Here is a 25,679-nt window from a genome sequence, read left to right on the forward strand (position 1 = left end):
GTTCACGCAAGTGAAGCCAACCTTGATGCAGGCGATTGGCACTGTGGGCCGCAGGGCGCGGACCCCGCGCTGCGTCCTAGCGTTCGTGCAGCGCTTCTGACGACCGATACAGCGGCTTGGTCAGGTAGCTGAGGATCGTTTTCTCGCCCGTGTGCAGTTCGACCGTGGCCATCAGGCCCGGGCGCATTTCGATGCGGGACTGGCGCACGCCCAGATTTTCCTGATCCACACGCAGGATGACCCGGTAGTGGGCGTCGCCCTCGGGGCGGCGTTCGTCCTTGAACGTATCGGCGCTGACGGTCTGAACCGTCCCCTTGAGCGAACCGTAAATGGTGTAGTCATAAGCGGTCAGTTTCACCGTGGCGTCCTGCCCCGTCGTCACGCCGGAAATGTCCTGCGGTTTCACGCGCGCCTCGACATAGAGCGCGTCATCCAGCGGGATGATCTGAAAAATTTCCTCGCCCGGACGGATGACACCGCCGATGGTGGTAACGGCCATGTTGTTGACCACACCGCGCATCGGCGCGCGGATCACGGTCCGGTCCAGCTGGTCGCGGGCAATCTTGATGTTCTGTTCCAGCTGCGACAGCGTTTGCAACGTTTCGGTATATTCGGTGGCACGAGCCAGATCGGCACCGGTGACAACCTCGTTGTACTTGATTTCAGCGTCGGCAAAGGCCTTGCGCACGCGGGTTGTCTCGATCAGCGACACGATTTCGCGCGACAGCATGTCCTCCATCAGGGCCAGCTCATTGCCGGTTTCGTCCATGACGCGGCGCGCGCCGTCAACCTTGGACGCGTAATCGGCCTGACGTGCGGCCAGCAGGGCGCGTTCCGATTGCACGATGCCGGGGCTGGCCTCGGCGATATCGGCAGGTACATCGAAATCGAACAGGCCCGCAATTTCGGCCTCCAGCCGCAGGCGGCGGATCGTGGCGGCGTTGATCTGTTCGGACAGGTCCTGCACGGCCGAGACGAATTGCGTGCCTTCCAGCCGGGCGAGGACATCGCCCTCTTCGACGGTGTCGCCTTCGGAGACAAAGAGTTCGGCCAGGATGCCACCCTCGAAGTTCTGGATGATCTGGGGACGCGATGCGCTGACCACTTCGCCTTCGGCGCGGACAAGTTCGTCGACCCAGGCGAATTTTGCCCAGCCGATAAAGATGATGACGGTGGCCGCAACCAGCCAGATGATCAGGCTGGGACCGCGGGCGGCCCCCTGAAATTCGGTATCCGCAACGGCCATCACGATGCCTCCTTGTTCAAATGGGCAAGGACCTGATCGCGGGGTCCGTCAACGGCTAGTCGGCCATTGTGCAGCACCATGGTGCGGTCGGCCAATTTTAGCAGCGCCATCCGGTGCGTGGCGACAATCACGGTGCGCCCGGACATCCAGCCTTCGAGGCGACTGATCAACGTCGTTTCCAGCGTCTGGTCCAGCGCGGATGTGGGTTCGTCCAGCAGGCAGACGCTGGGGTTCTGCAACCACAGGCGCGCCCAGCCGATGGATTGGCGCTGACCGACCGACAGGCCTGCCCCGCCGTCGCGGATATCCAGATCCAGCCCCTTGGGGTGAGCGCGCACAAACGGGCCGAGACCTGCGAAATCCAGCGCCGCCAGCATCCGGTCGTCGTCACGTTCCAGCTGCGTGAGATTGAGGTTGTCGCGCAGGCTGCCTGCAAAGAGTTTCACCTCCTGGCCCAGATAGCCGATGGACCGGCGCAGGTCGCGGGCGGCGACCTGTTCCATGTCGACACCATCGATCAGCACGCGGCCCGATGTCGGCACATGCAGGCCGGACAGGATTTTCAGCAGCGTCGATTTGCCGGACCCGTTGGCCCCGAGGATAGCGACGATCTGGCCTGCGGGCACCTTGAGCGAGGCAATATCCAGCGCGCGCGCGCCGTCGGCGTCATAGGTATAGGCAAGGTCGCGCAATTCGTATTCACCCGCCACGGTTTCACGGCGCAGGTAGGTGCGCGTGGCATCGTTGTCCTGATCCGAATCCGCAATCTGGTCGAGGGCGGTCAATGCGGCCTTGGTATTGGACCAACGCGCGATCAGACCCGCCAGACCGTTCAGCGGCCCAAGCGTGCGGCTGGTGAGGATGCCCACGGCAATGATCGTCCCGACCGTAAATTCACCGGCAAACACCAGAAAGGTCCCCATGACGACAGCGGCGACATAGGTGGCCTGCTGCACGCCCTGCGCCCAGTAGGTCAGCGTCGTGGACAGGCGACGCTGCTCGGACGTGGACAGGGCGGACAGCCCCGTCAGTTCTGCCCACATGCGGTTGAAACGGCCCTCTGCGCGCTGCGATTTGATGGTGTCGGCCTCGAACACGGCCTCTTGCAGCAGGCGGCTGGATTTTGTGGATGCGCCCTGTGCGGCCAGCGTCAGGTCCATCATCTTTTTCTGCAGGAACAGCGATGGCAGCACCATCAGCACGCCACCGGCGACCAGCACCCAGACGACCGGGCCGCCGATGGACCAGACGAGGGCGAGAAACAGGAAGATGAACGGAATGTCCGTCAACGAACCAATGGTCGAGGCGGTAAAGAATTCGCGGATAGACGAAAATTCACGCATCGCGGCAAAGGTCTGGCTAGGGGATTGTGCGGCCGTAGCCTTCATCCCCAGCAGGCGGTTCATCAGCATGTCCTGCAACCGCAACTCGATCCGGCGGCCGGCGTTGTCCATCAGGCGCGCGCGGGCGATGCGCAGGGCGGCCTCCATCAGCATGGCAAGCCCGGCACCGATGGTCAGCACCCAAAGGGTTGCCGTGGATTGGTTGGGGATCACCCGGTCATAGACCTGAAGCGAAAACAGCGCGACAGCCACTGCCAGCAGGTTGGCAACCAGTGATCCAAGGGCCACCTCGCCGATGATGCGGCGGAACGACAGGATTTCGGCCCAGAACCAGTGACGTTTCGCGGCCTTGGTGCCGTGGCGTTCCGTCAGAACGGCGGCGGGCACCTCGGCGCGGATGATTCGGCCGGTGAAATGTTCCGTGAATTCGCGCAGCGATACTTCTTCGCAGTTGTCGGGCGCGCTGGGGTCGTGGACGACGATGGTGTCCTTGGTCTGTTCCAGCACCAGCACCAGTTTGTCCGAGGTCAGCCGCGCGATGGCGGGCCAGTGGGACGGTTTGGGCGGCAGGGCGACGATGGCCTGCGCCCGCAGACCCACAGCGTTCAATGCGGCGACCAGATTGGCGGGGGCCAGATCGCCATGGGCATCCGCCGCCTGCCCTTCGAGCACGTCCGTCGCCTTGAGCGGTTGCCCCAAGAGCGCGGCATAGGTCGCTGTAATCGCAGCCTTTTCCACGGCAAGTGCGGAATGGACCGGCGCGTTCGGTGCCGCATGCTGTGGCGTATTTTCGGTCAGGACAGTGCCGTCGATCGCCTGATCGGCGGGCACCTTGACCGGGTCGATCTTGGCCAGTTTCATGCCACGCGAATTGGCGACGTCGAATGCAAGAACCGGACCGCTCATAGGATGTCTCCGTCAACAAGGACGCCGCGCAGGGCGGCAATTTTCAGATCGTTGCGAATGATGTCATAGCGCAGGGATGCCGCACGCCGGGCGGTGCCCACGCGGGATTCCATCAAGGTGACAACCTCGCGCACGGTGCGCTGACCGTCGCGCTGTGCCTGCACGTAGGTGTCGAATGCCTGCGCGGCCCCTTGGGCCAGTTCCTCGGCCTGCACCAACTGCCGGGTAAGCGAGCTGCGCTCTGCCTCCAGCTTGGCCAGTGTGCGGGCGGTGTCCTCGCGGGTTTCGGACACGGCGGCGATGGCGGCGACGCGCTGCGCCTCGATCGCGCGCATCGCGTCACGGGTGCCGAAACCGATGTCCTGATCCATCTGGGCGGTCAGTCCCACGTCGGAACTGTCACCGATGCTGGCAATGCCTGCCAGACGCGGGAAAAATCCGGCGCGCCCGGCGTCAGCCTCGGCACCGGCAAGGGTCGCCTCGGCTTCGGCCTTGAGGTCCGGCAAGGGTTGTGCGGTCAATTCGGTGCGGAACGCAGCATCGGTCGTGCTGGCCGTGACCGGGGCGCCTGTCATTGCGGCCAGTTCAGCCCGCGCCGATGCCGCACCTTCGAGGTCGAGATCGCGGTCAGCCCGCATCTGTTGCAGTTTCTGATGCACGATGCTGGCGTCGACGGGACTGCTGACGCCACCCTTGACGCGTTCGTCCATGATGTAGGCGTAACGTTCCAGCTGCGGCAGTGCTGCGGCATTGACGGCGGCACGCGCCTCGGCGGTCTGGGCGGTCAACAGCAGGTTCAGCGCCTCGAACGCGCGGTCGTTGGCGTCCTGCGCATAGGTGACAGACGCGACTTCGACCTCGGCGTTGGCATAGGCGCGTTCGGCCTTATTACGGCCGTTATCCAGAATGGTCTGTTCGATGAACAAGGTCGTCACAAGCGATCCGACCGATGACAGGCTAACTTGCGGTCCCATCGACGGCAGCCAGTTTTTCGACTGTGCCTGTGCGCGAAACCGTGCGGCGCGCAGATCCTGTTCCGCCTGCGACGTGCGATTGGAAACGGCGGCGCGTGCCACATCGGCATACAAACCGTCATTCAGCACGGTCCGCCGCGCCTTGAGTCCTGCAATGATGTTAGAGGTATCGCCACCGGGCAGCGTGGCATCCATCGTCGGCGCAGCCGCGGCCCCCGCGAAATCCAGTGGCGTACCCTGTGCGCGTGCCACTTCTGCATCTGTATCGTTCCGCCCGCAGGCAGTCAGGGAAAGTGCAAGACACACTACCCCCGTCGTCATTGTGATTTGCCGATAGCTCACCCGCAGCCCGCCCGTTATTTTTATAGTCTTTGGGGAGTGCCCACCCCCAAGCCCTGTCGTGGGCCCTGGGGATAGGCGGGGGGCAAGGACGTTGCCTGCCCCCCTGATGCTGGTCCGTTTGACCGGACCAGGAGGATCGTCAGACGACGTTCTGCGAAAACGCGATGCTGCTGTCGATCACAAGCTCGCTGTCGTCACCCAGACTGTAGACGTCGTACGAGCGGCCATCGATCTGCTGCGTTTCTTTCCACGCAGCGTTGCCGTTGAAGGTGACGCTGTCGTCGATGGACCCGTGCACAACCAGCACGTTGTCATTGTTCGACAGCGCGTCGATGGACTCCTTGGTCAGCGTCAGGCGTGCGTTGTCGCCCTGATCCAGGTCAATCGCCCCGATGTTGAAGGTATCAAGCCCGGCCGCGTTCAGATTGACCACACCATTCACATCCACCACCAGCAGGGTGGAGTTGCTGTTGCCCGCATCGTCGGTGGCGGTGATCACCAGTTGCTTGCCATCAACGACCGGCGCGTCAAAGCTGAATGTTTCCTCGCCGTCGGCTGGGAAATTCTTCATGCCGTCGCCGTCCGTCGCGATCAGGGACCGGCCGTTGCCGCCCTCGTCGTAGGAATGAACCCGGATGTCGTCGGGGTTGCCGTCGATGGTGACAAAGGTGACGCCGCGATCATAGTCGCCGATGCCTTCGACCGAGGGCGCATCAGGCACATCGGTATCCACATCGAACTGGCCGTTGATCGACCGGCTGTTGCCCGCCAGATCCTTGGCCGCGACCGTGACATTCGCCTGATAGGTGCCGTCGGGGATCTCACCGGCGGCATAGGACACGGACCAGTTGCCGTTGGCGTCCACAGTGGCCGCCCGCGTGACGATAGCGCTGGGTGTCCCGCTCTGCGAGGCATCGAAACGGACGATCACTTCGGTGGCACCACGTTCGACCGTGCCGGTCAGCGTCACGCCATCGGATGCCTCTGCGCGGTTGACGGTGTTGTCTGCCCCTTCGACCGGGGAATTCAGCGTCAGGCGGTTGACCCAGGTATCCAGACGCACATCGGCCTGATCGGTCACGACGTTGCCTGCCGGATCGGTCGCGACTGCGGTGATCGTGGTAAAGGTTTCGACGTTGCCGCTGCGGATGACCGAGGTCGAGAAATTCGCGGTCCAGCTGCCGTCCTCGCCCGCAACAACCGTCTTGGACCCGTTTTCAAAGGTCACGCGCACCTCGGAGAAGGCATCGGCCTGACCGGTGATGTCGATGGTCTGTGCGCCGCGCTCGACGTGGTTGATGACGCCGTTGCCGCCGACGATTTCCTCGCGGATATCGACGGATGCCAGCGTGTCGACCTCGACCGTGCCGCGGGCAAAGGCCGCGTTGCCTGCCGCGTCGGTGGATGTGGCACTGACGGCGGCCTGATATTCACCACCGGGCACCTCGGCACCCGAGAAGGTGTAGGTCCAGTTGCCGTTGCCATCGGCCTGCGTGGTGTGCGTGATGTTGCCGGACCCGTTGCCGTTGAAGGTCACGGTCACGGTGGCGTTCGCCTCGGCGGTGCCGGTGACCAGCACGCCCACAGCGTTGCGTTCGACCAGGTTGACCGTTCCGTCGCCACCAGCGGCAGAGGTATCAAGGGTGATTTCGTTGACGGTATCCACGTCCAGGAAATCGGTCGCAGAGGACGTGCCACCACCGGTCGTCACGGTTGCCACGACCTCGTAGGAATATTCACCCTCGCCCGCGATATTTGTCGGGACGGTGACGGACCACTGACCACTGCCGTCGATGTCGAACGGGATCGTCGATCCGTTGATGACCAGCGTGGCAGAGGCGTTTGGCGTTCCGGTGCCGGAAATTTCCACACCGTCGTCCCAGTCTTCGCCGTTGACTACGGTGCCGGTGCTGCGTGTGCCGCCCGAAATGACGATTTCAGGTGCGCTGTCGCCGCCGTCGCCGCCGGTCCCACCGCCGCCACCGCCGCCGTCGCCATTTTCGCCGCCGCCTTCGTCGCCACCGCCGCCGGGTGTGCCGTCGCCGCCGCCGCCCTGTGTGCCGCCATCGGTGTCGCCGTCATCGCTCTCGGCGCTGCTGCCGCCCAGCAATGCGATCCCGCCCAGTGCCGCTGCACCAGCCGCAGCGGCACCACCGCCGATTCCGCCCAGACCAGCCAGCAGGGGCACGCCCAGCATGCCGACATCGGCGCCGGTTTCGGTGCCTGCGATATCCAGCGACGCCACTTCGATGAAATAAAGGTCATCATCGGGCGACCATTTGCCGAACCCGTCCTCGTCAATGTACTGCGCCAGCAGCAGGTTGCCGTCGCCCGGCACCAGTTGCACCTGCGCCAGCTGACCGCCGGAAGACAGGAAAAGATCATTCAGGGGTGTGCCGTCCGGGCCAAAGAAGCCCTGGATCGTGATCACCTGGCCGTCAACAAGCATGACCTGAAGCGCCTGCCCCTGACGCGCATAGCTCAGCACGTGGCTGCGCTGCAAATTCAGCGAAACGTCCTGACCCTGAGATACGATGATGTTCGCGTCTTGCCCGTTTCCGGACACCGCGCCACGCTGCAAGCCGCCCGCATCGTTGCGAACGACGAATTCAATCGCCGACATAATATACTCCGCCTCATGTGCACGCCCATCAAGGGACGTATCGATTTTGATTGCCGTCAGCGTAGCGAGGAGGGATTTGTAAATCCAGATGAATCTTGGCGACAGCTGCCTTATTGCTGCCGTGGGGGTGACACTTTTGTCGCATCTGGAGCATCATGCTTGCCGTCGATATTGCCGTGTACATGCAGGTTCAGCGCCGCCCCCAGCAAGATCAGAAAGGCTGTGATATATAGCCATAGCAGCATCCCGATGACAGCGCCGATGGACCCATAGACCTCGTTGTAGCGGGCGAAATTTCCCAGGTAGTAGGACAGCATGACCGAGGCCGCGATCCACAGGATCACGACGGTCCCTGCCCCCACGGTCATCCAGCGCAGGCGCGCACCGCGTTGGTTCGGACCAAAGCGGTACAGGATGCTGAGTGCGCTGTAGAGCACGACAAGCGCCACCAGCCAGCGAATCCCCTCGAGCAGCCAGGCCGTGTCATTCGCGATCGGCGCAAAGGCGATGAAAATCGGCGCGAGCACGACCGCCACCATGGCAACAAGCGCCAGTGCAACAAGCGACACGGTCAGCGTCAGCGCCACGACGATCTGCTTGAACCCGTTGCGCGCAGGCCGTCCCGCAATGGCGTTCAGGCCCGACATCAGCCCCGCAACGCCCAGACGCGCGGCCCAGACCGCCAGCAACAGCGACACGACCGAAGCAAAGCCCAACTTATCGCTGCGCGTCGCCAGCAGACGCGACATCTGTTCGGTCAGCAACAGGTACGTGTCTTCTGGAATGATCTCTTGCATCAGCTCCAGTTGCTCGACCACGACCACCGGGTCGGCAATCAGGCCGAACAGCGAAATGATCGCGGCAGCCGCCGGAAACAGCGCAAAGATGCTGAAGAACGCAACACCCCCTGCAATCAGGCTGATGTGCCGTTCAGACGCCGTTTGCCACACTGCCCAAAGCAAGGACACGACACGGCGCAATCGGCCGCGCGGCGGTTTCGGGGTGGTCTGCTGGTCAAGATCACTTGTCTGCGCTGTCATGAATCCTTGCTACGCCGGGTCGGGCCCAATCTCCAAGATCGAACCGCACAAAGTGATGAAGTGTCTCAAATTTCCCCTCGAAATCAGGGGCGGTGCTGGGTAGCGTGCTGTAGCGCGGCACAATCGGCCGGATCAGGACAAGGAAGTAACGCCGTGATGGATATCACAGATCAGGTCAATCTGCTTGCAGATCGGATACACGCCCTGCGCGAGGGACGAGACCGGATCCTGGTCGCCATCTGCGGTGCCCCCGCGTCCGGCAAATCGACACTGGCCAAGGAATTGGCGCGCCGGTTGAACCTGCAAAAATGCCCGACGCTCGTGGTGCCGATGGATGGGTTTCATCTGGACAACGCCATTCTGGACGCCCGCGATCTGCGCGCGCGCAAGGGGGCGCCCGAAACCTTTGACGGGGACGGGTTCCTGCATCTGATCCGCAGGCTGGGCGAGAATATCGAGGTCGTGGCCCCGATGTTCGACCGCACCCGCGACCTGTCGGTGGCTGGTGCCATCGCAATTCCGGCCGATTGCCCGGTCATCCTCGTCGAGGGCAATTACCTGATGTTCGACGAAGCGCCCTGGCACAATCTGGCGGACCTGTGGGATCTGACCGTGCGTGTCGAGGTGCCGATGCCGCAACTGCGCAGCAGGCTGATCCAGCGCTGGTTAAGCCTGAATTACAGCCGTGCCGCCGCCACCCGCCGCGCCGAGAGCAATGACATTCCCAATGCGCAGCGGGTGTTGGACCGCGCGATCCCCTGCGAGATCACGCTGACCCCCAAGGGCGAATAGCGTCAGACGATCCGCGTACGCACCGGGGCAAGCCTGTCGACCTGACCGACCAGCGTGTCGCCCTTGTTCACCGCCGCGACACCCGCAGGCGTGCCCGTCATGATGATATCGCCCGGCATCAGCGTATAGAGCGTGGACAGGTTGGCGATGATTTCCGGCACGGACCAGATCATCGCGGCAAGGGGTGATTCCTGCCGGGTGTCGCCGTTGACGGACAGATGAATCTTTTGCTCGGTCAGGTGAAATCCAGAGGCCGGGGTCAACGCGCCAATGATGGCAGAGCCCGCGAAATCCTTGCCCGTGTCCCAAGGTTGGCCTGCCTTTTTGGCGGTGCCCTGCAAATCGCGGCGGGTCATGTCCAGGCCCACACCATATCCCCAGATGACGCTGTCTGCCGCGGTTCTGTCGATGCCGGTCGCAGGTGCGCCGATGGCGACGACCAGTTCGACCTCGTGGTGCAGATCCTGCGTGCCGGGCGGATAGGGCATGTCGGCGTCATCGGTCAGCAGGTGATGTGCCGATTTGGTGAAATAGATCGGCGCACTGCGGGTCACGTCGCCGCCCATCTCGGCCACGTGGTCGGCGTAATTGCGGCCGATGCAGAAAATCCGGGCGACCGGGTAACGCAAGTCTGATCCCACAACGGCAAGCGCGGGTTGCCTTGGCGGCTCAATAGAATAGTTTGACATCGATTATGCCCTTTCTGACGTCATTTCAGGTCTCTGCCCGGAATATGATGCCAAGGGTTCACCTGACCAGCCGCAATCGTCCTGCGGTCCAAACCCTGTTGGAACCCATGTCACTGCCACCCCTGGATGATCTGATCGCCTGTCCGCATTGCGACACGCTGCATATCGAACGCGAACTGCCCGAGGGCGGCAGCGCGCGTTGCGTGCGGTGCGGTATCGTGCTGGTCACCCGGCGGTCAGATGCATTGGTGCAGATGGTCAGCCTGGCCTGTGCGGCCGTGATCCTGATGATGGCGGCCATCAGTTTCCCGTTTCTGGACATCAACGCGGCCGGGTTCACCAATGAAACCTCGGTGCTGAGCGCAATCATGGCGTTCAGTTCGGGCAAAGGCGTGCCGGTGGCGATCGCGGTGGCACTGTTCATCATCGTGTTGCCGCTGACCCGGCTTTTGGCACTGATCTATGCGGTGGGTCCGTTGGTATTGGGTCACAAACCCCGTCCGGGCGCGCGGATCGCCTTTGCGATGACCGAACAATTGCGGCCCTGGGCCATGGCCGAGATTTTCATGGTCGGCGTGGCCGTGGCCCTGGTCAAGATCACGGGCATAGCACAGGTGACAATCGGCCCTGCGTTCTGGGCCTTTGTGACGCTGGTCATCATCACCATTTTCAACGATCGCATCATGAGTAGGTATACCGTTTGGAAAGCTCTCGACCTGACCTCCCGCGACTGATCACTGCCCGACAGGCGGGATTGATCGGCTGCCGCCGGTGTGGACAGGTCCATGCGGGCGGTGCCGTGCGTTGCAAACGGTGCCACGGACCGATCCGGTCACGCGATACCGAAAGCCTGCAAAAGGTCTGGGCTTGGCTGATCGCGGGGATCATCGCGTTCATCCCCGCCAATATCTATCCGATGCTGCTGACATCAACGCTGCTTGACCGGTCGGAACAGACCATTATCGGCGGTGTGATCGAACTGCTGCACTATGGCAGCTACGGGATCGCGACCATCGTGTTCGTCGCCTCGATCATGATTCCGGTCGGCAAATTCATCGCGATCGCCTATCTGGCCTGGGCTGTGCAACACAGATCCAGCCGCAACCAGCATCAGCGCCACAAACTGTATGATGTGGTGGAATTTATCGGACGCTGGTCGATGATCGACGTGTTCGTCGTTGCCATTTTGTCGGCACTGGTGCAACTGAATGCCGTCGCAACCATCAATCCGGGTATTGCGGCGCTCAGCTTTGGGCTGTCGGTCATATTTACGATGTTGTCAGCGTTGGCGTTCGACCCACGTCTGATTTGGGATGAAGAGGAACCTGTCAGCCATGACTGAAGAATACGCTGCCGCGGAACTCGACATGAAACCGGGCAAGCCCAGCTTTTGGCGGCGGTTATCGTTCGTCTGGCTGGTGCCGATCCTTGCATTGCTGGTGTCGGTCGGTGTGGCCTGGCAATCGTTCTCCGACCGCGGTGTCGAGATCGAGATTTCATTTCCCAGCGCATCCGGCATCAACGCGGGCGAAACCGAGATCAAATACCGCGACGTGACTGTGGGCACCGTCGAACGGGTCGAATTTTCCGAGGACCTGCAAGAGGTTCTGGTATTCGCCCGCGTCGATCAGGCGGTCTGGCCGTTCATGGATCAGGACGCCAAGTTCTGGATCATCAGCCCCGATGTCAGTGTGCGCGGCATCACCGGTCTGGATACGGTCCTGTCCGGCGTCTACATCGAAGGCGACTGGGACCGCGAGGCCGACGTTGCGCAGACATCCTTTACAGGGCTTCAACGCGCGCCGGTGGCCCCTCCGGGCCAGACCGGAACCGAAATCGTGCTGCGCACGACCGAAGGCAGCGCATTGTCGGCGGGTGCACCTGTGCTGCATCAGGGCATCGAGGTCGGCGTCCTGTCCGAACCCGTCCTGTCACCCGACGGGCTGAGCGTATCGGTCAGCGCATTTGTAGCAGAACCCTACGACGCACTGATCACCTCCTCCACGCGGTTTTGGGACACGGCAGGCTTCAGCGTCTCGCTTGGTGCGGGTGGTGTATCGCTTGATGTCAGCTCGCTTGCGTCATTGATCGAAGGCGGCGTTGCATTTGACACCGTGGTGTCCGGCGGCGCGCCGATCAACGATGGATACACCTTTGATCTGTTCAGCGACGAGGAAACAGCACGGTCCAGCCTGTTCAACGAGGTCGGTCGCCCGAAACTGAACGTTGCCGTGCTGTTCGACGGGTCCGTCAGCGGTCTGTCGGTGGGATCCGATGTACGGTTCCAGGGCATTCGCATTGGTCAGGTATCCGAACTGGGGGCCGTGGTCGTCGACGACGAATTCACCGAACGCCGTGTCGAATTGCGCACGGTGCTGGCCATCGAACCCGGCCGCCTGGGCCTGGGCGAAGAAGCAACGCCGCAGAACGCCTTGGATTTGCTGGCAAGTTTCGTCGATCAGGGTCTGCGGGCACGACTGGTCACCGGCAGCCTGCTGTCAGGCAACCTGACGGTCGAACTGATCGAGGTTGCGGATGCCGCGCAGGCCACGCTGGATGTCAGCGCAGAGCCCTATCCGATCATTCCCACGACGGCGTCGAACATCACCGACGTTGCGGATCAAGCCGAAGGCGTTCTGGCACGGATCAACGATCTGCCGATCGAGGAACTGCTGGCCGCCGCCATCGATGTGATGGACAGCGCCAACGCGTTGCTGCGGTCGGATGGTGTCATCGACACGCCGGAACAGGTGGCGGGTCTGCTGGCGGACGTGCGCGATGTCGTGGGCAGCGACGCGATCCAGGCCGTGCCGGGACAGGTGAACAACCTGCTGAACACGCTGGAGGATACCATCGGCGGTTTGTCAGGGATCATCACGTCCGTGGGGGATGCCGATATCGCAGGCCAGCTGGACGGCATCCTGACCAATGTGTCTGCTGGAACCGAAAACCTGCCGGAGATTTCGACCCAGCTGGAACAGGTCATTGCCAAGGCCAACGCACTGCAACTGGACGCGCTTCTCGCTCAGGCCGAAGCATCGCTGGCCGCGATCGAACAGGTGGCGTCGAACGACGACCTGCAAGAGGTGCCGGTCTTTGTGAACCAGCTGCTGGACGAGGCGCGTCTGCTGATCGCAAGTCAGGACGTGCAGGCCCTGCCCGGCGAATTGCGCGGTGTGGCGGACGAGGCAGGCCAAATCCTGTCCGACCTGACGGCGCAAAACATCTCGGCCCGCCTGACCGAGGCGATCAACGCGGCAGCCTCTGCTGCGCAAAGCATCGACACGGCGTCCCAGCAATTGCCGGAAATCACGGAACAGCTGAACGCATTGTCAGCCGAAGCCGCACGGATGGATCTGGACGAGCTGTCGGCCGCTGCAACACAACTGATGCAAAGCGTGACCGAAATCACCGCCACGCCGTCGGCACAGGCGCTGCCTGCATCCCTGTCGTCTGCGCTGGATGAGGTGCAGCTGACGCTGGCAGAGGTGCGCGAAGGCGGTGCGATCGAGAATGTGAATGCCGCACTGCAATCCGCGTCAGATGCAGCGCAGGCCATCGAGGAAGCCGCCAACACCCTGCCCGACCTGACCGATCAGGCCGGTGCGTTGATCACCTCGTCCGGCGATGTCATCGCAAGCTACGGCGAGCGGTCGCGGTTCAACAACGATATCACGGGCGTGCTGCGCGGGATCCAAGAGGCCGCGGACGCGATCACGAACCTTGCGCGGACCATCCAGCGCAATCCGAACTCACTCATCACGGGGCGATAGACCATGACCATGAAACCAGCATTGATCGCCCTTGGGGTTGCGGCCCTGGCCGCGTGCAGCAGCACGACCACCCGCCTGTCGGCCCCCGTGCCGCCATCGACACTGAACCTGACCGCCCGCATGAGCACGGTGGTGCTGCGCGATGTGACCCTGCCCGCCTATGCTGCGTCAGAGGAAATCGCGCTGGAAACAGCACCGGGTGTCATCACGTCGGACGGTGATCTGTTGTCGGCGGATGATCCGGGACGCGGCGTGACACTAGCGCTGGCCCGGCAGATGGATGACATCCTGTCGGCTGTCGTCGGGCCAGAGCCGTGGCCGTTCCCGTCGATCCCCGACGTGGTGGTCGACGTGCGTGTGACCGACATGCTGGGCAGCGCGGTCACCGGCACCTACCGTCTATCAGGTCAGTATTTCATCGGTGGTGACGGGATTGATTATCCCAACAGCGCACAGGCCTTTGACTATGTGATCCCCATGTCCGCGCCCGATCAGTCTGGTGCCGTGGCCGCACAGGGGGTGGCACTGACCCGTCTGGCCGAGGATATTGCCCGCCGTCTGGGCCGCTGATCAAAGGCATGGGATTGCCGCCAACCGGCCACAGTTGCTACATGCTTTGACGCTAGGGCTTTGACCAGGGGCGCAATTCGCGCCATGTTCGATCCCAACGCCCGCAAGAGGCGCAAGCAAAGGCAGCAGCATGACCCCCGCCGACCTACAGGGTAGCATCATTTCGCATCGCAACGACCGCATGGGCGGTCGCATGATCGCGATGCTGAACGCACTGCGCATCACGCGCGATTATGACCTGCCGTTTTTCGTTGGCTGGACCACCGGTGGGCGCACGTCTGAGGAAATGCGCGATCCGACCGCGATCTTTGACGCAGACTGGGTGGCGCAGCATTTCTTTGACGGCGATGTGCTGGGCGAGGTTTATGACGACCTGATCGACCTGTCGACGCTGACCCAGCACACGGGCTGGACGCCCGAAAAATTCCGCGCCGCAATCGCGCAGGGGTCCAGTTTTCTGTCCGGGGCCGCGATGGGGGTCACCGTCCTGCCGTGGGAAAACCCTCAGGAGGTTGCGGCCCGACTGCCACTGGCCGTCGAGAGCATCCGTTTCAGCGCCCCCGTACGGGCGATGATCGAACGGATCGACAGTATCTTCGCCGGGACCAAGCTGACCGCCTACCACATCCGGCGCGGCGACATCATCTATGACCCGATCACGTCGAACAAACTGTGGCCCAACAAGTTCATTCCGCGTGAATTCTACGAACAGCATCTCGGCCGCACGCTGGCCGATCCCGATGCGCGGGTGCTGATCTTTTCCGACACGCCGGTCGAGGTGGAACGCCTGCGCAAGGTCGATCCCCGGGTGCAGGGTTTCGACGACCTGCTGGGGGATAACGACCTGACACCGGGGGCGCGCGATTTCCTCGAACTCTTTGCGATGTCGCGCTGCAAACATATCTACGGGCCGCCGTCGTCTGCGTTCAGCCAGACCGCCATGACCATCGGCGGATGCAGCCTGCAAGCGGTCGAGGACGCCCTGTCCCCCGAGGACCGGGCCGCCGCGATGGACCGGATGACCGACCGGCTGGAGGCGCGATCAACCCTGTTCATCAACATGGGCGACGTGGGCCAGTGCCTGCATTTCCTGATCGAACGCCAAAAGGAATTGGGCGATCCTGCACGCGCGCGCCGCATCATCCGCGCCTACATGGATGACGGGCTGGACAAATCATTCGCCTATCAGTTGCTGTGCGAATTGTCGGTGGCCACGGGCGATCTGGCCGCCTGCGAGGATATCCGTGATCTGGCCTATGCGCGGCCCAGCTACAGCGACGATTCCATGGCGACGGTAAACACCTATTCCGCGCTGCATCATCTGGCGCAGGGCAACACGGATACGGCACTGGACCGGTTGCATGCGTCGTTCTGGTTTCGGCCACTGGAAAACGTCGTGCATGGTGCCGTGAACCTGGGGCTGACCGCCGATATCGTGACGCCGGACAATTTCTATCCCTTTGATCCCGCGATGACCCGACAAAAGGGCAACGTCTTTCCGCAGGGCCGCAGGGCCTTGGCCGAGCTGAATACGATCGCGCCCAAGGGATACGACCCCGAGGATCGCAGCGATTTCCATATGTGGGACATCGTGGTGCGGGACTGGCGGTTGACCTGCGGCAAGAAGCTGAACCGGGCGTTCACCAACAAATCCAAGATTGCCAAATCACTGGACATGTTGGAGCGCGCCTTTTCCAAACTGGAGGGCAGCCCGGCACTGACCTCGGCGCGCGGTGTGCTGCTGTTTGCCGCCGGTGACGCGGACGAGGCGCTGGAATGCCAGCGTCGCGCCATCGCGGCGGCCCCCGACACACCACTTTATCGCAAACGCATCTCGGACGTGCTGTTCAGCCAGGGCGCGGACAAGACGGCCCTGTTCCAACTACGCAAGGCATCGAACCTGATGGGCTGGCATCCGACCTATCAGGCGGAACTGGGCTGGCGTCTGTGGCGGATGAAGGAACGCGACGAATCCTGGGAAATCTACAACCGCCTTGCCGTGGCCGATCACCGTTTCATCGAGGTGCATCTGATGACCTCGGACATGATCCGCCGCGACCCCGACCGGCTGGAGGAAGCCCTCGCCGTTCTGGAACGCGGGTTGAAACCCGCCCATGGTGCGCAGCGCCTGCTGGCGGCCAAGGCGCGGTTGCTGATGATGCTGGAACGCGTCGAAGAAGGCCGCGCCGTCTATGAACAGCTGGTGGATTGCGGGCTGGGCACGGAACATACGCACGTCGAAATATACCGTCAATTCAGCGCCTTGGGCCGCGAAGATATTGCACGCGAATTGACTGCGCGCAGTATCTACGATTTCGACATGGTCAAGGAAATGGCCGGGGGCTAGGCCGCCCCCGTCCAGTTTTCCAGCGCGATCTGGGCATGCGCCTGCAGGTCGGTGGCGGACAACCCGGCATGGATCGTGAATGTGCCTGCGTCCACCCGCCAGCCCTGCGTGTCCTGATCCCAATAGGCAAAGGCCCGGTGATCCAGCGGGATCGTCACCGTCCGCGCCTCGCCTGCATCCAGTGACAGTTTCGCAAATCCCTCCAGCTCCTTGTCAGGGCGCGGCACCTGTGGCGCATCCTCGGAGACGTAGATCTGTGCGACAGTGGTCCCTGTGCGGTCGCCGGTGTTGGTCACGGTCAGCGTGACGCTGGCCCCGGTGTCGTTTGCCGTCACGGACAGGTCCGACAGGGCGAACTGCGTATAGGACAACCCGTGACCGAAGGGGAACAACGGTGTGATGCCGTGGCGGTCGTAGTGGCGATAGCCGATCAGCAGACCCTCGGCGTAGCGGACGGTCCCGTCCAGACCGGGATAGACTTGGCGGTCCTGCGATTGAGTCGGGTTATCGGACCATTTGGCTGGAAACGTCTGCGGCAGACGCCCGCCGGGCTCTGCGTCACCGAACAGCACGTCTGCGACGGCATGGCCTGCCTCCTGGCCCGGATACCAGGCTTGCAGAATGGCAGCCACATCGCCGGCCCAGGGCATTTCCACAGGGCCACCCGTTTGCAGCACGACCACGGTGTTGGGGTTGGCAGCAGCGACAGCGGCGATCAGGTCGTCCTGACGGCCCGGAAGTGTGATGTCTTCCAGATCGGACCCTTCGGTGTCCCATTCGCCGGACCGCCCGACAAAGACCACGGCGCGGTCTGCCTGTGCAGCGGCGGTTGCGGCGGCAGCAATCTCTGCGTCGCCCATGGGTTTGCCGATCCCGGCACGCAGGGCGGTGAATTGCAGGTTGTCGCCGCTGCGGGCGGTCACGGTGATCCGCACGGCGTAGGTCTGGCCCGCGGTCAGGTCGATGGTGCCCACCACCTCGTCGCAGCCTTCCTCAAAGAAGGTGCGGCCCTTTTGCCAGTCGCGCCCGTCCACGATCAGCGCATCGTCGAGGTAGACCGCGCAAGGGCCCGTGGCCGTGATGCCGACGCGGTGCGTGCCGCTGTCGGTTGGGGTATAGGTGCCGGTCAGCGTGACCTGCACGTCGCTGGGGGACAGTGTGCCGTCGCCGATGGGCGGGATGATGAACATCTCGGCCCCGTTGGTGGTCGTGGTGTGGACGGGGTCGGCGTCAGGCTGATCCTTGGGTCGGTAGGCAACCTCGAAATCACCTGTCAGCAGGGGTTCCCAGCGGTGATTGGTGCATCCCGGCGCATAGGTCAGCGCGTCGCCCCCCATCCGGTCCAGCAGCGCATCCCATGGCGCAACACTGTAGTGCGGGTTCAACTGGGCGGACCCGCCGCCCATGATGCGGGCTGTTTTCGCGTTCGGACCGATCACGGCAAGCGTGCCCTGCGGTGCCAGCGGCAGAATACCGTCGTTTTGCAGCAGGACGGTTGCCGCAGCCCCTGCCCGCCGGATCAAGGCGCGGGTGGCGGGGCGATCATCCGCAACTTCGTGATGCGGGCGGAGGTCACGCAGCGCGCCAGTGCGGTCCATCAGCACCAGCATGTTGCGCGCGGCGCGGCGCACGGTGGCGGCATCAACCGCGCCTGCCTCGACCGCCTGCACCAGCGTGTCGCCACGGTCACGGGTCGGACCCGGCATTTCCAGATCAAGGCCTGCATCCATGGTCGGTTTGGTGCTGCGCGACCCGAACCAGTCGGACATGACGATCCCGTCATAACCCCACTCGTCGCGCAAAACCTTGGTCAAAAGCCATGCGTTTTCAGCCGTATAGGTGCCGTTCAGCTTGTTGTAGGACGACATGATCCCCCAGGTGCCAGCGTCCTTGACCGCGGCCTCAAAGGGACGCAGGTAAAGTTCGCGCAAGGACCGCTCGTCCACGTCACTGTTGATGGTCGTGCGCTCGATCTCGGACTCATTGCCAGCAAAATGTTTGATCGTGGCGGCGATGCCCTGGGATTGCAGGCCGCGGATATAGCCCACGGTCAGGGCGGCGGTCAGTTCGGGATCTTCGGCGTAGCATTCGAAATTGCGGCCGTTGGTGACGCTGCGGTGCAGGTTCACCGTCGGGGCCAGCAGCATGTGCGCACCCTTTGATTTGACTTCTGCCGCGAGGGCCGTGCCGATCTCATGTGCGAGGTCAGGGTCCCATGTCGCGCCCAGCGCGATGCCGACGGGAAAGGCCGCGGCGGTGACGCCGCCTACCAGTGACCCGCCACCGCGCGCGCCGTTGGGCCCATCGGTGACCCGCAGCGTACCAAGGCCCAGACGGTCAGGCGCGTTCACGGACCAGAAGTCAGCGCCGGACAGGAGTTGCACCTGCTCTGCCAGCGTCATCTGGTCCAGTAGCGTATCGAAGTGGTCGGTCATGAGATTTCCTTTGGTGGTGTCAGTGTCACGGCTTGTCCGGTGCGGGCCGATTCCTGGGCTGCCTGCCCCATCAGCACAGCCCAGATGCCGTCTGTCGGCGTCACCTCGACCGGACCGGCACCGCGCACGGCAGCGGCAAAGCGTTGGTGCTGATAAAAGGTCGATCCGTTGTGATCGCCCGCATCCAGCAGCACCGGATCGACGGGAATTTCAAGGGTATGCGGCCCCTTTGGACTGCGCGGACTGACGGTCAGCTGTGCTGTGGGTGCAGGACCAAGGGCTGCTGGCCAGAACCGACCTGGCCCCGGCACCTGCACGTCGATGCGCCCCTGCGGGCCGGTTGCGGTGATTTCCTCTTGGTACCTTGCCCCTTCGGCGAACATGCACAGCTCCAGCATGGCGCGGGTGCCGTTGGCGAAATCGACGATGACATAGGCGTTGTCCCAGATGTCGGGGGTCTGGCCGTCGTAGGTTTCGGACAAGTGGTTCACGTCCTGCCCGGCGCTGGCCATGACGCGGACCGGGTCGGATGCGAGGATCACGCGCATCAGGTCAAAGAAGTGGCAGCATTTTTCCACCAATGTCCCGCCAGATCGCGCGTTGAACCGGTTCCAGTCGCCGACCTTGGGCAGAAACGGAAAACGGTGCTCGCGGATCGTCAGCATCCTGATCCCGCCTGTTGCCGCCTGCGCCTGCGCGAGGAATGCGGCGACGGGTGGCATATATCGGTATTCCATCGCGACCCAGATCGGGGCCGCGTGGCGGGCGACAATATCAGCGACGGCAGCATGGTCGGTCGGTACAGTGAACAGTGGTTTTTCACACAGGACCGCGACGGGCCGGGTCTGGGTGATCTGGCGCAGTTGCGCGACGTGGCAATCATTGGGGCTGACGATGACCACGGCGTCCAGCGCGGGTTCAGACAGCAGATCCGCGAGACTGTCAGCAACCCGCGCGCCACCGGCCAGCGCGGCCCCCGATTGCGCAAGCTCCGGCACGGGATCAAAGACGACCGCCACGCGGGCATCGTCCAGCAGGGCGATGTTCTGGATATGCTCGCGGGCCATCATCCCGCAACCGACGATTCCGTAATTCAACGTTTGCAACTTTTCAGCCTTTTCCTGCGCGCGAAACATAGCGCGCCTTGTCATGATCGAACCATGTCCGCGACACCTCCATCGGCGTTGCGGATTGTTCCCAGCCTTCGCGCCAGACAAGGCAGCACGGCGTGCCGGGTGACAGGGCGAAATCGACCGGTGCCCAGTCCGGCACCTGCCCCATCCCGATCCGATCCGCAATCCGGGTGATCGTCAGACCCAGGCGTGCGCTATAGGCGCGATAGAGAGATTCGCTCAGATCGCGGACGCCCAGCGCATGACAGCCGTCGATCCAGATTTCTTCGAGCGCGGCGGGAATATCGTCCAGCAGACGCAGGCGCCGGATGCGCCAGGCCTGAGGGTGGGTCCAGCCGCGGGGGGCAAAGGACGGGCGCGGATCGCGGTCAACGTCCAGCACGCGGGCAGAGGGGAATCCGCCGCCCTCGGGGCGTTCCAACCGAAAGAAACTGTAGATGGACGTCACGTCTGCGCGGTGGCGGACGTAATTGCCCGACCCCTGCACACGATCCAGCAGTCCCTTGTCCGCCAGCACGGCCAGCGCCTTGCGCAGGGTGCCGACCGACAGCCCAAGATCGCGCGCCATCTCGCGTTCGCCCGGCAGCCGGGTGCCATCAGCCAGGTGCCCCGCCGTGATCTGACGGATCAACCGCTCGCTGACCGCGATATACTTGGGAAGTGTCTTTGCCATGCTTCGCCCGAATTGATCCACTATTGCTACACGTCTGGGCCAGTGCTACGCAAGTCGGATGAACCAGACAATCGTACCCATCACCAGCCCCGATCTCGATGCCGCAGAGGTGTCTTGGTTTTCGGCGCTTTGTTCCGACGACTATCAGTTTCTCGGCGTCCCCGACGGCGACCTGCGATCCAGCTGGGATCACTGCCGCGACATCGGGTTGGAGTCCGAAAAGCAGGGATTTCGCAACCTGCTGTGTCCTTCGTCCTATCAGGTCGGTCAGGACACGCTGTCCTATGTCGCAGGCATGGCCCCCCTGACCGAACGCATCAATTTCCTCGCCGCCATCCGCTGCGGAGAAATGCAGCCCATCATGCTGGCCCGCACCGTGGCCACGCTGGACCATATGTTGCAAGGGCGCCTGACCCTGAACGTCATCAGCAGCGATTTCCCCGGAGAGGTCGCCGACAGCGCGTTTCGCTATCGCCGCAGCCACGAGGTGGTCGAGATCCTGCGCCAGGCCTGGACCCGTGATACGATTGATTTCAGCGGTGAGGTCTATCAATTCGAGGGTGTATCGACAGACCCCGCACGCCCCTATCAGACCGGCGGCCCCCTGCTGTATTTCGGCGGCTATTCCCCCGCAGCATTGGAACTGTGCGGCGCGCAATGCGACGTCTACCTGATGTGGCCCGAAATCATGGACCAATTGGCCCAGCGCATGCGCGACGTGAACGAGAGGGCGGCAGCCCACGGGCGCACGCTGGACTACGGTCTGCGTGTTCACATGATCGTGCGCGACACCGAGGCCGAGGCCCGCGAATACGCCGACTACATCGCCAGCAAGTTGGACGACGAATACGGCAAGCTGATCCGCGACCGGGCGCATGATTCCATCTCGCTGGGTGTGGCGCATCAGGCGCGGGCGCGGGAATTGGCTGACAAATTCGGCTACGTCGAACCGGGGCTGTGGACCGGCATTGGTCGCGCGCGCTCCGGGTGTGGGGCCGCCCTCGTGGGGTCCACCGATCAGGTCATGTCCAAGATCGAAGCCTATCAGAAAATGGGCATTCGCGCGTTTATCTTTTCGGGCTACCCGCATATCGACGAAGCACGGCATTTCGGCGCCCGCGTCATGCCGCACCTCAAAACCTGTTCGCTGCCGCAGGCCTATGGCCGCGTGCCCGCCACCACACCGATGACGCCCTTGGGCGCAGGAGACCGCCGCTAATGGACCGCATTTCGATCACCGACGACCTCAGCTTTAGCCGTATCGTCTACGGCATGTGGCGTCTGGGCGATGACGCCGACACGAGCCCCGCCCATGTACAGGCCAAGATCGAGGCCTGTCTGGACCAGGGCATCACCACCATGGACCAGGCAGACATCTATGGCGGTTACATGGCCGAGGAGATCATGGGGGCCGCGCTGAAACAGGCCCCCGCGCTCAGGGACAGGATCGAGGTTGTGACCAAATGCGATATCGTGGTCGATGCAGGCCGCCATGCAGGTGCGCCGGTCAAATACTATGACACCACCCGCGCGCACATCGAGGCGTCCGTCGATGCATCGCTGTCGCTGATGGGGCTGGACCGGATCGATCTGTTGCTGATCCACCGCCCCGATCCGCTGATGGATCATCATGAAACAGGCCGCGCACTGGATGATCTGGTGGGGTCAGGCAAGGTGCGCGCCGTGGGCGTGTCGAATTTCCGCCCCTGGGACTGGGACCTGCTGCAATCGGCAATGGACACGCCGCTTGCGACCAACCAGATCGAATTGTCGCTGACCGCGCGCGATGCCTTTGTGAACGGCGATCTGGCGCATCTCCAACGGCTGGGCAAACCGGCAATGGCGTGGTCGCCCCTGGGCGGCGGCAGTCTGATGGACGGATCGAACGCCGCACTGACGGCCGAGATGGAAACCATCGCAAAAGACACGGGAACCGACATTGCCGCCGTTGCCACCGCCTGGCTCTTGGCGCATCCTGCCAACATCATGCCCGTGATGGGCACGAACACCTTATCAAGGATCAAGGCCCTGTCAGACGCACTGAACATCGCACTCACGCGGCCGCAATGGTTCGCACTGTATACCGCAGCCCGCGGAGAGGAAGTCGCATGAGCATGGACGCAGGCACCATCGCCACCTTCGACCCGTCATCGGACCCCGACAGCTTTCGCGGTGCGCTGGGGACATTCGTCACCGGCGTGACCGTCATCACGACCGACAGCCCCGAGGGGCCGGTCGCCATCGTCGCCAACAGCTTTGCCAGTGTCTCGCTCGATCCGCCACTCGTGCTGTGGTCCCCCGCAAAGGCCAGCAAACGGTTCGAACATTTCTCAGGGTCGCGCCGCTTTGCGGTACATGTGCTCGCATCCGACCAACGCGACATCTGCGCCGCGATCATCGCGTCGAAAACCGCCATCTCCAAGGTGCCGACGCATAAATCGCATTGCGGGATGCCCATCATCGAAGGCGCTCTGGCTACCTTTGAATGCAGCCTCGAGGCGACCCACGACGCGGGCGATCACGTCATCGTCGTCGGCCGGGTGACCAAGGCCCATCACGGCGGCGGCGAACCGCTGGTGTTTCACGCAGGCAAATACGGGGCATTCCAGGGCGACTGACAGGCATCATCTTGCCCGAAATACTCCGGGGGGCGGCGTAGCCGGGGGGCAGCGCCCCCGCCATCGCCCGTTACAGGGCACATAGACAGGGGAGGAGCCGGCATGCCGGTCCTGTTGGGGGTCCTCTGGCCCCTCGAAAAACTGAACACGACGCTGCTGGCCATCGGCCGGATTGCGGCCGTTATCGCACTCGCCATCATGGTGGCCCTGATCCTGGGTCAGGTGTTCTTTCGCTATGTGCTGAACGATGCCCCCAACTGGACCGAAGAGGCCGCCCGTTTCGGCATGTTGTGGATGACGGGTCTGATGGCGCCTGTCGCCTACCGCCGCGGCGGTTTCGTCAGTATCGACATGCTGGAACGCGCCCTGCCCCGCCTGATGGCGGCGCTGCTGTCGCTGGTGCTCTTGACGATCACCATGTGGGTGCTGCTGATCCTGTGGGAACGCGGATTGAACAACCATATCGACACGATGTCGGGCCGGGGCCGCCTGCCTGCGCTGCGGCTGCCGCTGGACATCTTTGGCGGTGACACCATCCGGTTTCGCAACTGGTGGATGTTCGCATCCCTCTGGGTCGGGATCAGTCTGCTGATCCTGGTGAATACCGAATTGATGCTGCGCCAGATCGTGACGCTGCTGGGCGGGGCCGACCGGTTGCGCCCGCTGCCGGGCACCGATGCGGTAGGGGCCGAATAATGCTGCTGTGGTTCCTGCCCCTGTTTTTGCTGCTGATCCTGATCGGCCTGCCCATCGTGTTCGCCCTGATGGCCTCGCCCATCGCGCTGATCCTGCTGCAAGGCGACGAACGCAACGTGGTGGCGGGCCTCTACCGCAATTTCTACAACGGCATGGACAGCTTTCCGTTGATGGCGCTGCCGTTCTTCATGCTGGCAGGCGAGATCATGAACCGCGGCGGCATCACCATGCGGCTGGTCGAATTTTCGCAGGCCCTCATCGGTCATTTCCGCGGCGGGCTGGCCCATGTGAACATCCTGTCGTCATTCCTGTTTGCAGGCATGTCAGGATCCGCCGTGGCGGATGTCTCGGCGCTGGGGTCCACCCTGATCCCCGCGATGGAGAAAAACGGCTATACCCGCCGGTTTGCCGCCGCGATCACCGCCGCCAGTTCCGTCATCGGCCCAATCATTCCGCCCAGCGGGATCATGATCATCTACGCCTACGTCATGGGCGAGAGCGTCGCGGCCCTGTTTCTGGCCGGCATCGTGCCCGGCATTCTGGTCGGACTGGGGTTGATGCTGACCGTACGCCTGATGGCCGACCGCTATGACCTGCCCAAGGCCGAACGCATCGTCAGTCCCGGACAGACCATCAGCCGGACGGAATACTGGGTCAGTTTCACGCTATTGCGTCTGAACCTTGGCTATCTGCTGTTTGCACTGACAGGGCTGCTTTTTGACGCGCAGGGCTACGGTGGCTGGCTGCATTACGCGGTATCGGTTCTGGCGGTGCATTTCGGCCTGCTGCGCCTGCGTGAACGTGTCAGCCCCGATTTCCGCCTGATCTGCAAAAAGGCCGTGGCCCCGCTGCAAACCCCGATCATCATTCTGGGCGGTATCCTGCTGGGCGTGTTCACCCCGACCGAAGCCTCCGCCGTAGCCGTAGCATATGCGCTGATCGTCAGCTTTTTCGTGTTGCGCTCGATGACCCTGACCGATCTCTGGGCGGTGCTGTCGAAATCGGCACTGGGTACCGCGGCCGTGTTGTTGCTGGTGGGTGCCGCGGTCGCGTTCAAGACGGTGGTATCCCTGTCCTACGCGCCACAGATCATGTCGGATTTCATGCTGTCGCTGTCGTCCAATCCGTTGATCCTGCTGTTCTTGATCAACATCCTGCTGTTCGTCGTGGGCATGTTTCTGGACGCAGGCCCCGCGATCATCATCCTCGGCCCGATTCTGGGTCCGATCTTTGTCAGCCTCGGCGTCGATCCGATTCATTTCGCCATGATCATGAGCGTGAACCTCACCGTGGGCCTTGCCACGCCGCCCATGGGGCTGGTGCTGTTCGTCAGTTCGACCGTCTCGGGCGAAAGGGTGGAAACCATCGCCCGCGCGATCCTGCCGTTCCTCGCCGTCGAAATCCTTGTCATATTTCTGATCACATATATCCCCGAGATATCCATGACGATTCCCCGCTTGACGGGGTTCGCCCAATAAC

The 25,679-nt window shown here is 63.0% G+C and carries 20 protein-coding genes; 11 read left to right on the top strand and 9 right to left on the bottom strand.

Annotated elements, in window-relative coordinates:
* Positions 1-76 precede the first annotated feature (76 nt).
* From LGQ03_RS03010 to LGQ03_RS03030, 5 genes are all read right to left on the bottom strand, one after another.
* Positions 77-1,246 carry an HlyD family efflux transporter periplasmic adaptor subunit gene (locus LGQ03_RS03010; protein ID WP_226747175.1) on the bottom strand — a complete coding sequence of 390 codons (1,170 nt, stop codon included), beginning with the start codon at positions 1,244-1,246 and terminating at the stop codon, positions 77-79.
* Positions 1,246-3,495 carry an ATP-binding cassette domain-containing protein gene (locus LGQ03_RS03015; RefSeq protein WP_226747176.1) on the bottom strand — a complete coding sequence of 750 codons (2,250 nt, stop codon included), beginning with the start codon at positions 3,493-3,495 and terminating at the stop codon, positions 1,246-1,248. Before LGQ03_RS03015 ends, LGQ03_RS03010 begins: the two co-directional genes overlap by 1 nt.
* Entirely contained in the window at positions 3,492-4,721 is a 1,230-nt protein-coding gene (locus LGQ03_RS03020; RefSeq protein ID WP_226747177.1) for a TolC family protein, read from the bottom strand. The genes LGQ03_RS03015 and LGQ03_RS03020 overlap by 4 nt, the downstream gene beginning before the upstream one ends.
* 229 nt (positions 4,722-4,950) lie before the next feature.
* Complete coding sequence (locus LGQ03_RS03025) at positions 4,951-7,434, bottom strand: BapA/Bap/LapF family prefix-like domain-containing protein (protein WP_264194518.1); 2,484 nt, start codon at positions 7,432-7,434, stop codon at positions 4,951-4,953.
* A 110-nt stretch (positions 7,435-7,544) separates the two neighbouring features.
* On the bottom strand, positions 7,545-8,474 hold the full coding sequence (locus LGQ03_RS03030) for a YihY/virulence factor BrkB family protein (protein WP_226747178.1): 930 nt from the start codon (positions 8,472-8,474) through the stop codon (positions 7,545-7,547).
* Between the two features lie 156 nt (positions 8,475-8,630).
* Between LGQ03_RS03030 and LGQ03_RS03035 the strand changes: the two genes are divergently transcribed.
* Positions 8,631-9,266 (top strand): nucleoside/nucleotide kinase family protein, encoded by a 636-nt coding sequence (locus LGQ03_RS03035; RefSeq protein ID WP_226747274.1) that lies wholly within the window; start codon positions 8,631-8,633, stop codon positions 9,264-9,266.
* 2 nt (positions 9,267-9,268) lie between these two features.
* Here the strand turns inward: LGQ03_RS03035 and LGQ03_RS03040 are convergent, their stop codons facing one another.
* On the bottom strand, positions 9,269-9,955 hold the full coding sequence (locus LGQ03_RS03040; RefSeq protein WP_226747179.1) for a fumarylacetoacetate hydrolase family protein: 687 nt from the start codon (positions 9,953-9,955) through the stop codon (positions 9,269-9,271).
* A 107-nt stretch (positions 9,956-10,062) separates the two neighbouring features.
* On the opposite strand from LGQ03_RS03040, the gene LGQ03_RS03045 reads away from it, so the two are divergent.
* The 5 genes from LGQ03_RS03045 (at position 10,063) to LGQ03_RS03065 (ending at position 16,645) form a co-directional block, all read left to right on the top strand.
* A complete protein-coding gene (locus LGQ03_RS03045; RefSeq protein WP_090159666.1) occupies positions 10,063-10,689 on the top strand; it encodes a paraquat-inducible protein A in 627 nt (208 codons plus the stop codon).
* A complete protein-coding gene (locus LGQ03_RS03050; RefSeq protein WP_404807399.1) occupies positions 10,689-11,297 on the top strand; it encodes a paraquat-inducible protein A in 609 nt (202 codons plus the stop codon). The genes LGQ03_RS03045 and LGQ03_RS03050 overlap by 1 nt, the downstream gene beginning before the upstream one ends.
* Positions 11,290-13,728, top strand: a complete 2,439-nt coding sequence (locus LGQ03_RS03055) for a PqiB family protein (RefSeq protein WP_226747181.1) — start codon at positions 11,290-11,292, stop codon at positions 13,726-13,728. Before LGQ03_RS03050 ends, LGQ03_RS03055 begins: the two co-directional genes overlap by 8 nt.
* Positions 13,729-13,731: 3 nt before the next feature.
* Positions 13,732-14,298, top strand: coding sequence for a PqiC family protein (locus LGQ03_RS03060; protein WP_226747182.1), 567 nt, complete (start codon positions 13,732-13,734; stop codon positions 14,296-14,298).
* A 130-nt stretch (positions 14,299-14,428) separates the two neighbouring features.
* Complete coding sequence (locus tag LGQ03_RS03065; protein ID WP_226747183.1) at positions 14,429-16,645, top strand: hypothetical protein; 2,217 nt, start codon at positions 14,429-14,431, stop codon at positions 16,643-16,645.
* On the opposite strand, the gene LGQ03_RS03070 is transcribed toward LGQ03_RS03065, so the two are convergent.
* The 3 genes from LGQ03_RS03070 to LGQ03_RS03080 are packed head-to-tail and all read right to left on the bottom strand — an operon-like array spanning position 16,642 to position 20,886.
* Positions 16,642-19,080, bottom strand: coding sequence for a beta-glucosidase (locus tag LGQ03_RS03070; RefSeq protein ID WP_226747184.1), 2,439 nt, complete (start codon positions 19,078-19,080; stop codon positions 16,642-16,644). The genes LGQ03_RS03065 and LGQ03_RS03070 overlap by 4 nt on opposite strands.
* Positions 19,077-20,231: a Gfo/Idh/MocA family protein gene (locus LGQ03_RS03075; RefSeq protein WP_226747185.1), complete on the bottom strand. Its 1,155-nt coding sequence runs from the start codon at positions 20,229-20,231 to the stop codon at positions 19,077-19,079. Before LGQ03_RS03075 ends, LGQ03_RS03070 begins: the two co-directional genes overlap by 4 nt.
* On the bottom strand, positions 20,191-20,886 hold the full coding sequence (locus tag LGQ03_RS03080) for a GntR family transcriptional regulator (RefSeq protein WP_090159612.1): 696 nt from the start codon (positions 20,884-20,886) through the stop codon (positions 20,191-20,193). Before LGQ03_RS03080 ends, LGQ03_RS03075 begins: the two co-directional genes overlap by 41 nt.
* A 58-nt stretch (positions 20,887-20,944) precedes the next feature.
* Between LGQ03_RS03080 and LGQ03_RS03085 the strand changes: the two genes are divergently transcribed.
* From LGQ03_RS03085 to LGQ03_RS03105, 5 genes are all read left to right on the top strand, one after another.
* A complete protein-coding gene (locus LGQ03_RS03085; protein WP_226747186.1) occupies positions 20,945-22,105 on the top strand; it encodes an LLM class flavin-dependent oxidoreductase in 1,161 nt (386 codons plus the stop codon).
* Positions 22,105-22,998 (top strand): aldo/keto reductase, encoded by an 894-nt coding sequence (locus tag LGQ03_RS03090; protein ID WP_226747187.1) that lies wholly within the window; start codon positions 22,105-22,107, stop codon positions 22,996-22,998. The genes LGQ03_RS03085 and LGQ03_RS03090 overlap by 1 nt, the downstream gene beginning before the upstream one ends.
* 2 nt (positions 22,999-23,000) lie before the next feature.
* Positions 23,001-23,504, top strand: a complete 504-nt coding sequence (locus LGQ03_RS03095; protein WP_177172697.1) for a flavin reductase family protein — start codon at positions 23,001-23,003, stop codon at positions 23,502-23,504.
* A gap of 102 nt (positions 23,505-23,606) precedes the next feature.
* Positions 23,607-24,200: a TRAP transporter small permease gene (locus tag LGQ03_RS03100; RefSeq protein ID WP_090159615.1), complete on the top strand. Its 594-nt coding sequence runs from the start codon at positions 23,607-23,609 to the stop codon at positions 24,198-24,200.
* The gene (locus LGQ03_RS03105; protein WP_090159616.1) at positions 24,200-25,678 is read left to right on the top strand and encodes a TRAP transporter large permease; all 1,479 of its coding nucleotides are present in this window, start codon (positions 24,200-24,202) and stop codon (positions 25,676-25,678) included. Before LGQ03_RS03100 ends, LGQ03_RS03105 begins: the two co-directional genes overlap by 1 nt.
* Position 25,679: the final 1 nt, after the last annotated feature.

Source organism: Loktanella gaetbuli (assembly GCF_020531945.1).
In the GTDB taxonomy this organism is placed as follows: domain Bacteria; phylum Pseudomonadota; class Alphaproteobacteria; order Rhodobacterales; family Rhodobacteraceae; genus Loktanella; species Loktanella gaetbuli.

Coding starts and splice junctions, on each gene's coding strand:
- LGQ03_RS03095 (WP_177172697.1), top strand. CDS start 23,001: ATGGACGCAGGCACCATCGCCACCTTCGACCCGTCATCGGACCCCGAC.
- LGQ03_RS03080 (WP_090159612.1), bottom strand. CDS start 20,886: ATGGCAAAGACACTTCCCAAGTATATCGCGGTCAGCGAGCGGTTGATC.
- LGQ03_RS03010 (WP_226747175.1), bottom strand. CDS start 1,246: ATGGCCGTTGCGGATACCGAATTTCAGGGGGCCGCCCGCGGTCCCAGC.
- LGQ03_RS03015 (WP_226747176.1), bottom strand. CDS start 3,495: ATGAGCGGTCCGGTTCTTGCATTCGACGTCGCCAATTCGCGTGGCATG.
- LGQ03_RS03045 (WP_090159666.1), top strand. CDS start 10,063: ATGTCACTGCCACCCCTGGATGATCTGATCGCCTGTCCGCATTGCGAC.
- LGQ03_RS03035 (WP_226747274.1), top strand. CDS start 8,631: ATGGATATCACAGATCAGGTCAATCTGCTTGCAGATCGGATACACGCC.
- LGQ03_RS03055 (WP_226747181.1), top strand. CDS start 11,290: ATGACTGAAGAATACGCTGCCGCGGAACTCGACATGAAACCGGGCAAG.
- LGQ03_RS03065 (WP_226747183.1), top strand. CDS start 14,429: ATGACCCCCGCCGACCTACAGGGTAGCATCATTTCGCATCGCAACGAC.
- LGQ03_RS03030 (WP_226747178.1), bottom strand. CDS start 8,474: ATGACAGCGCAGACAAGTGATCTTGACCAGCAGACCACCCCGAAACCG.
- LGQ03_RS03100 (WP_090159615.1), top strand. CDS start 23,607: ATGCCGGTCCTGTTGGGGGTCCTCTGGCCCCTCGAAAAACTGAACACG.
- LGQ03_RS03025 (WP_264194518.1), bottom strand. CDS start 7,434: ATGTCGGCGATTGAATTCGTCGTTCGCAACGATGCGGGCGGCTTGCAG.
- LGQ03_RS03040 (WP_226747179.1), bottom strand. CDS start 9,955: ATGTCAAACTATTCTATTGAGCCGCCAAGGCAACCCGCGCTTGCCGTT.
- LGQ03_RS03060 (WP_226747182.1), top strand. CDS start 13,732: ATGACCATGAAACCAGCATTGATCGCCCTTGGGGTTGCGGCCCTGGCC.
- LGQ03_RS03090 (WP_226747187.1), top strand. CDS start 22,105: ATGGACCGCATTTCGATCACCGACGACCTCAGCTTTAGCCGTATCGTC.
- LGQ03_RS03105 (WP_090159616.1), top strand. CDS start 24,200: ATGCTGCTGTGGTTCCTGCCCCTGTTTTTGCTGCTGATCCTGATCGGC.
- LGQ03_RS03085 (WP_226747186.1), top strand. CDS start 20,945: ATGAACCAGACAATCGTACCCATCACCAGCCCCGATCTCGATGCCGCA.
- LGQ03_RS03075 (WP_226747185.1), bottom strand. CDS start 20,231: ATGACAAGGCGCGCTATGTTTCGCGCGCAGGAAAAGGCTGAAAAGTTG.
- LGQ03_RS03070 (WP_226747184.1), bottom strand. CDS start 19,080: ATGACCGACCACTTCGATACGCTACTGGACCAGATGACGCTGGCAGAG.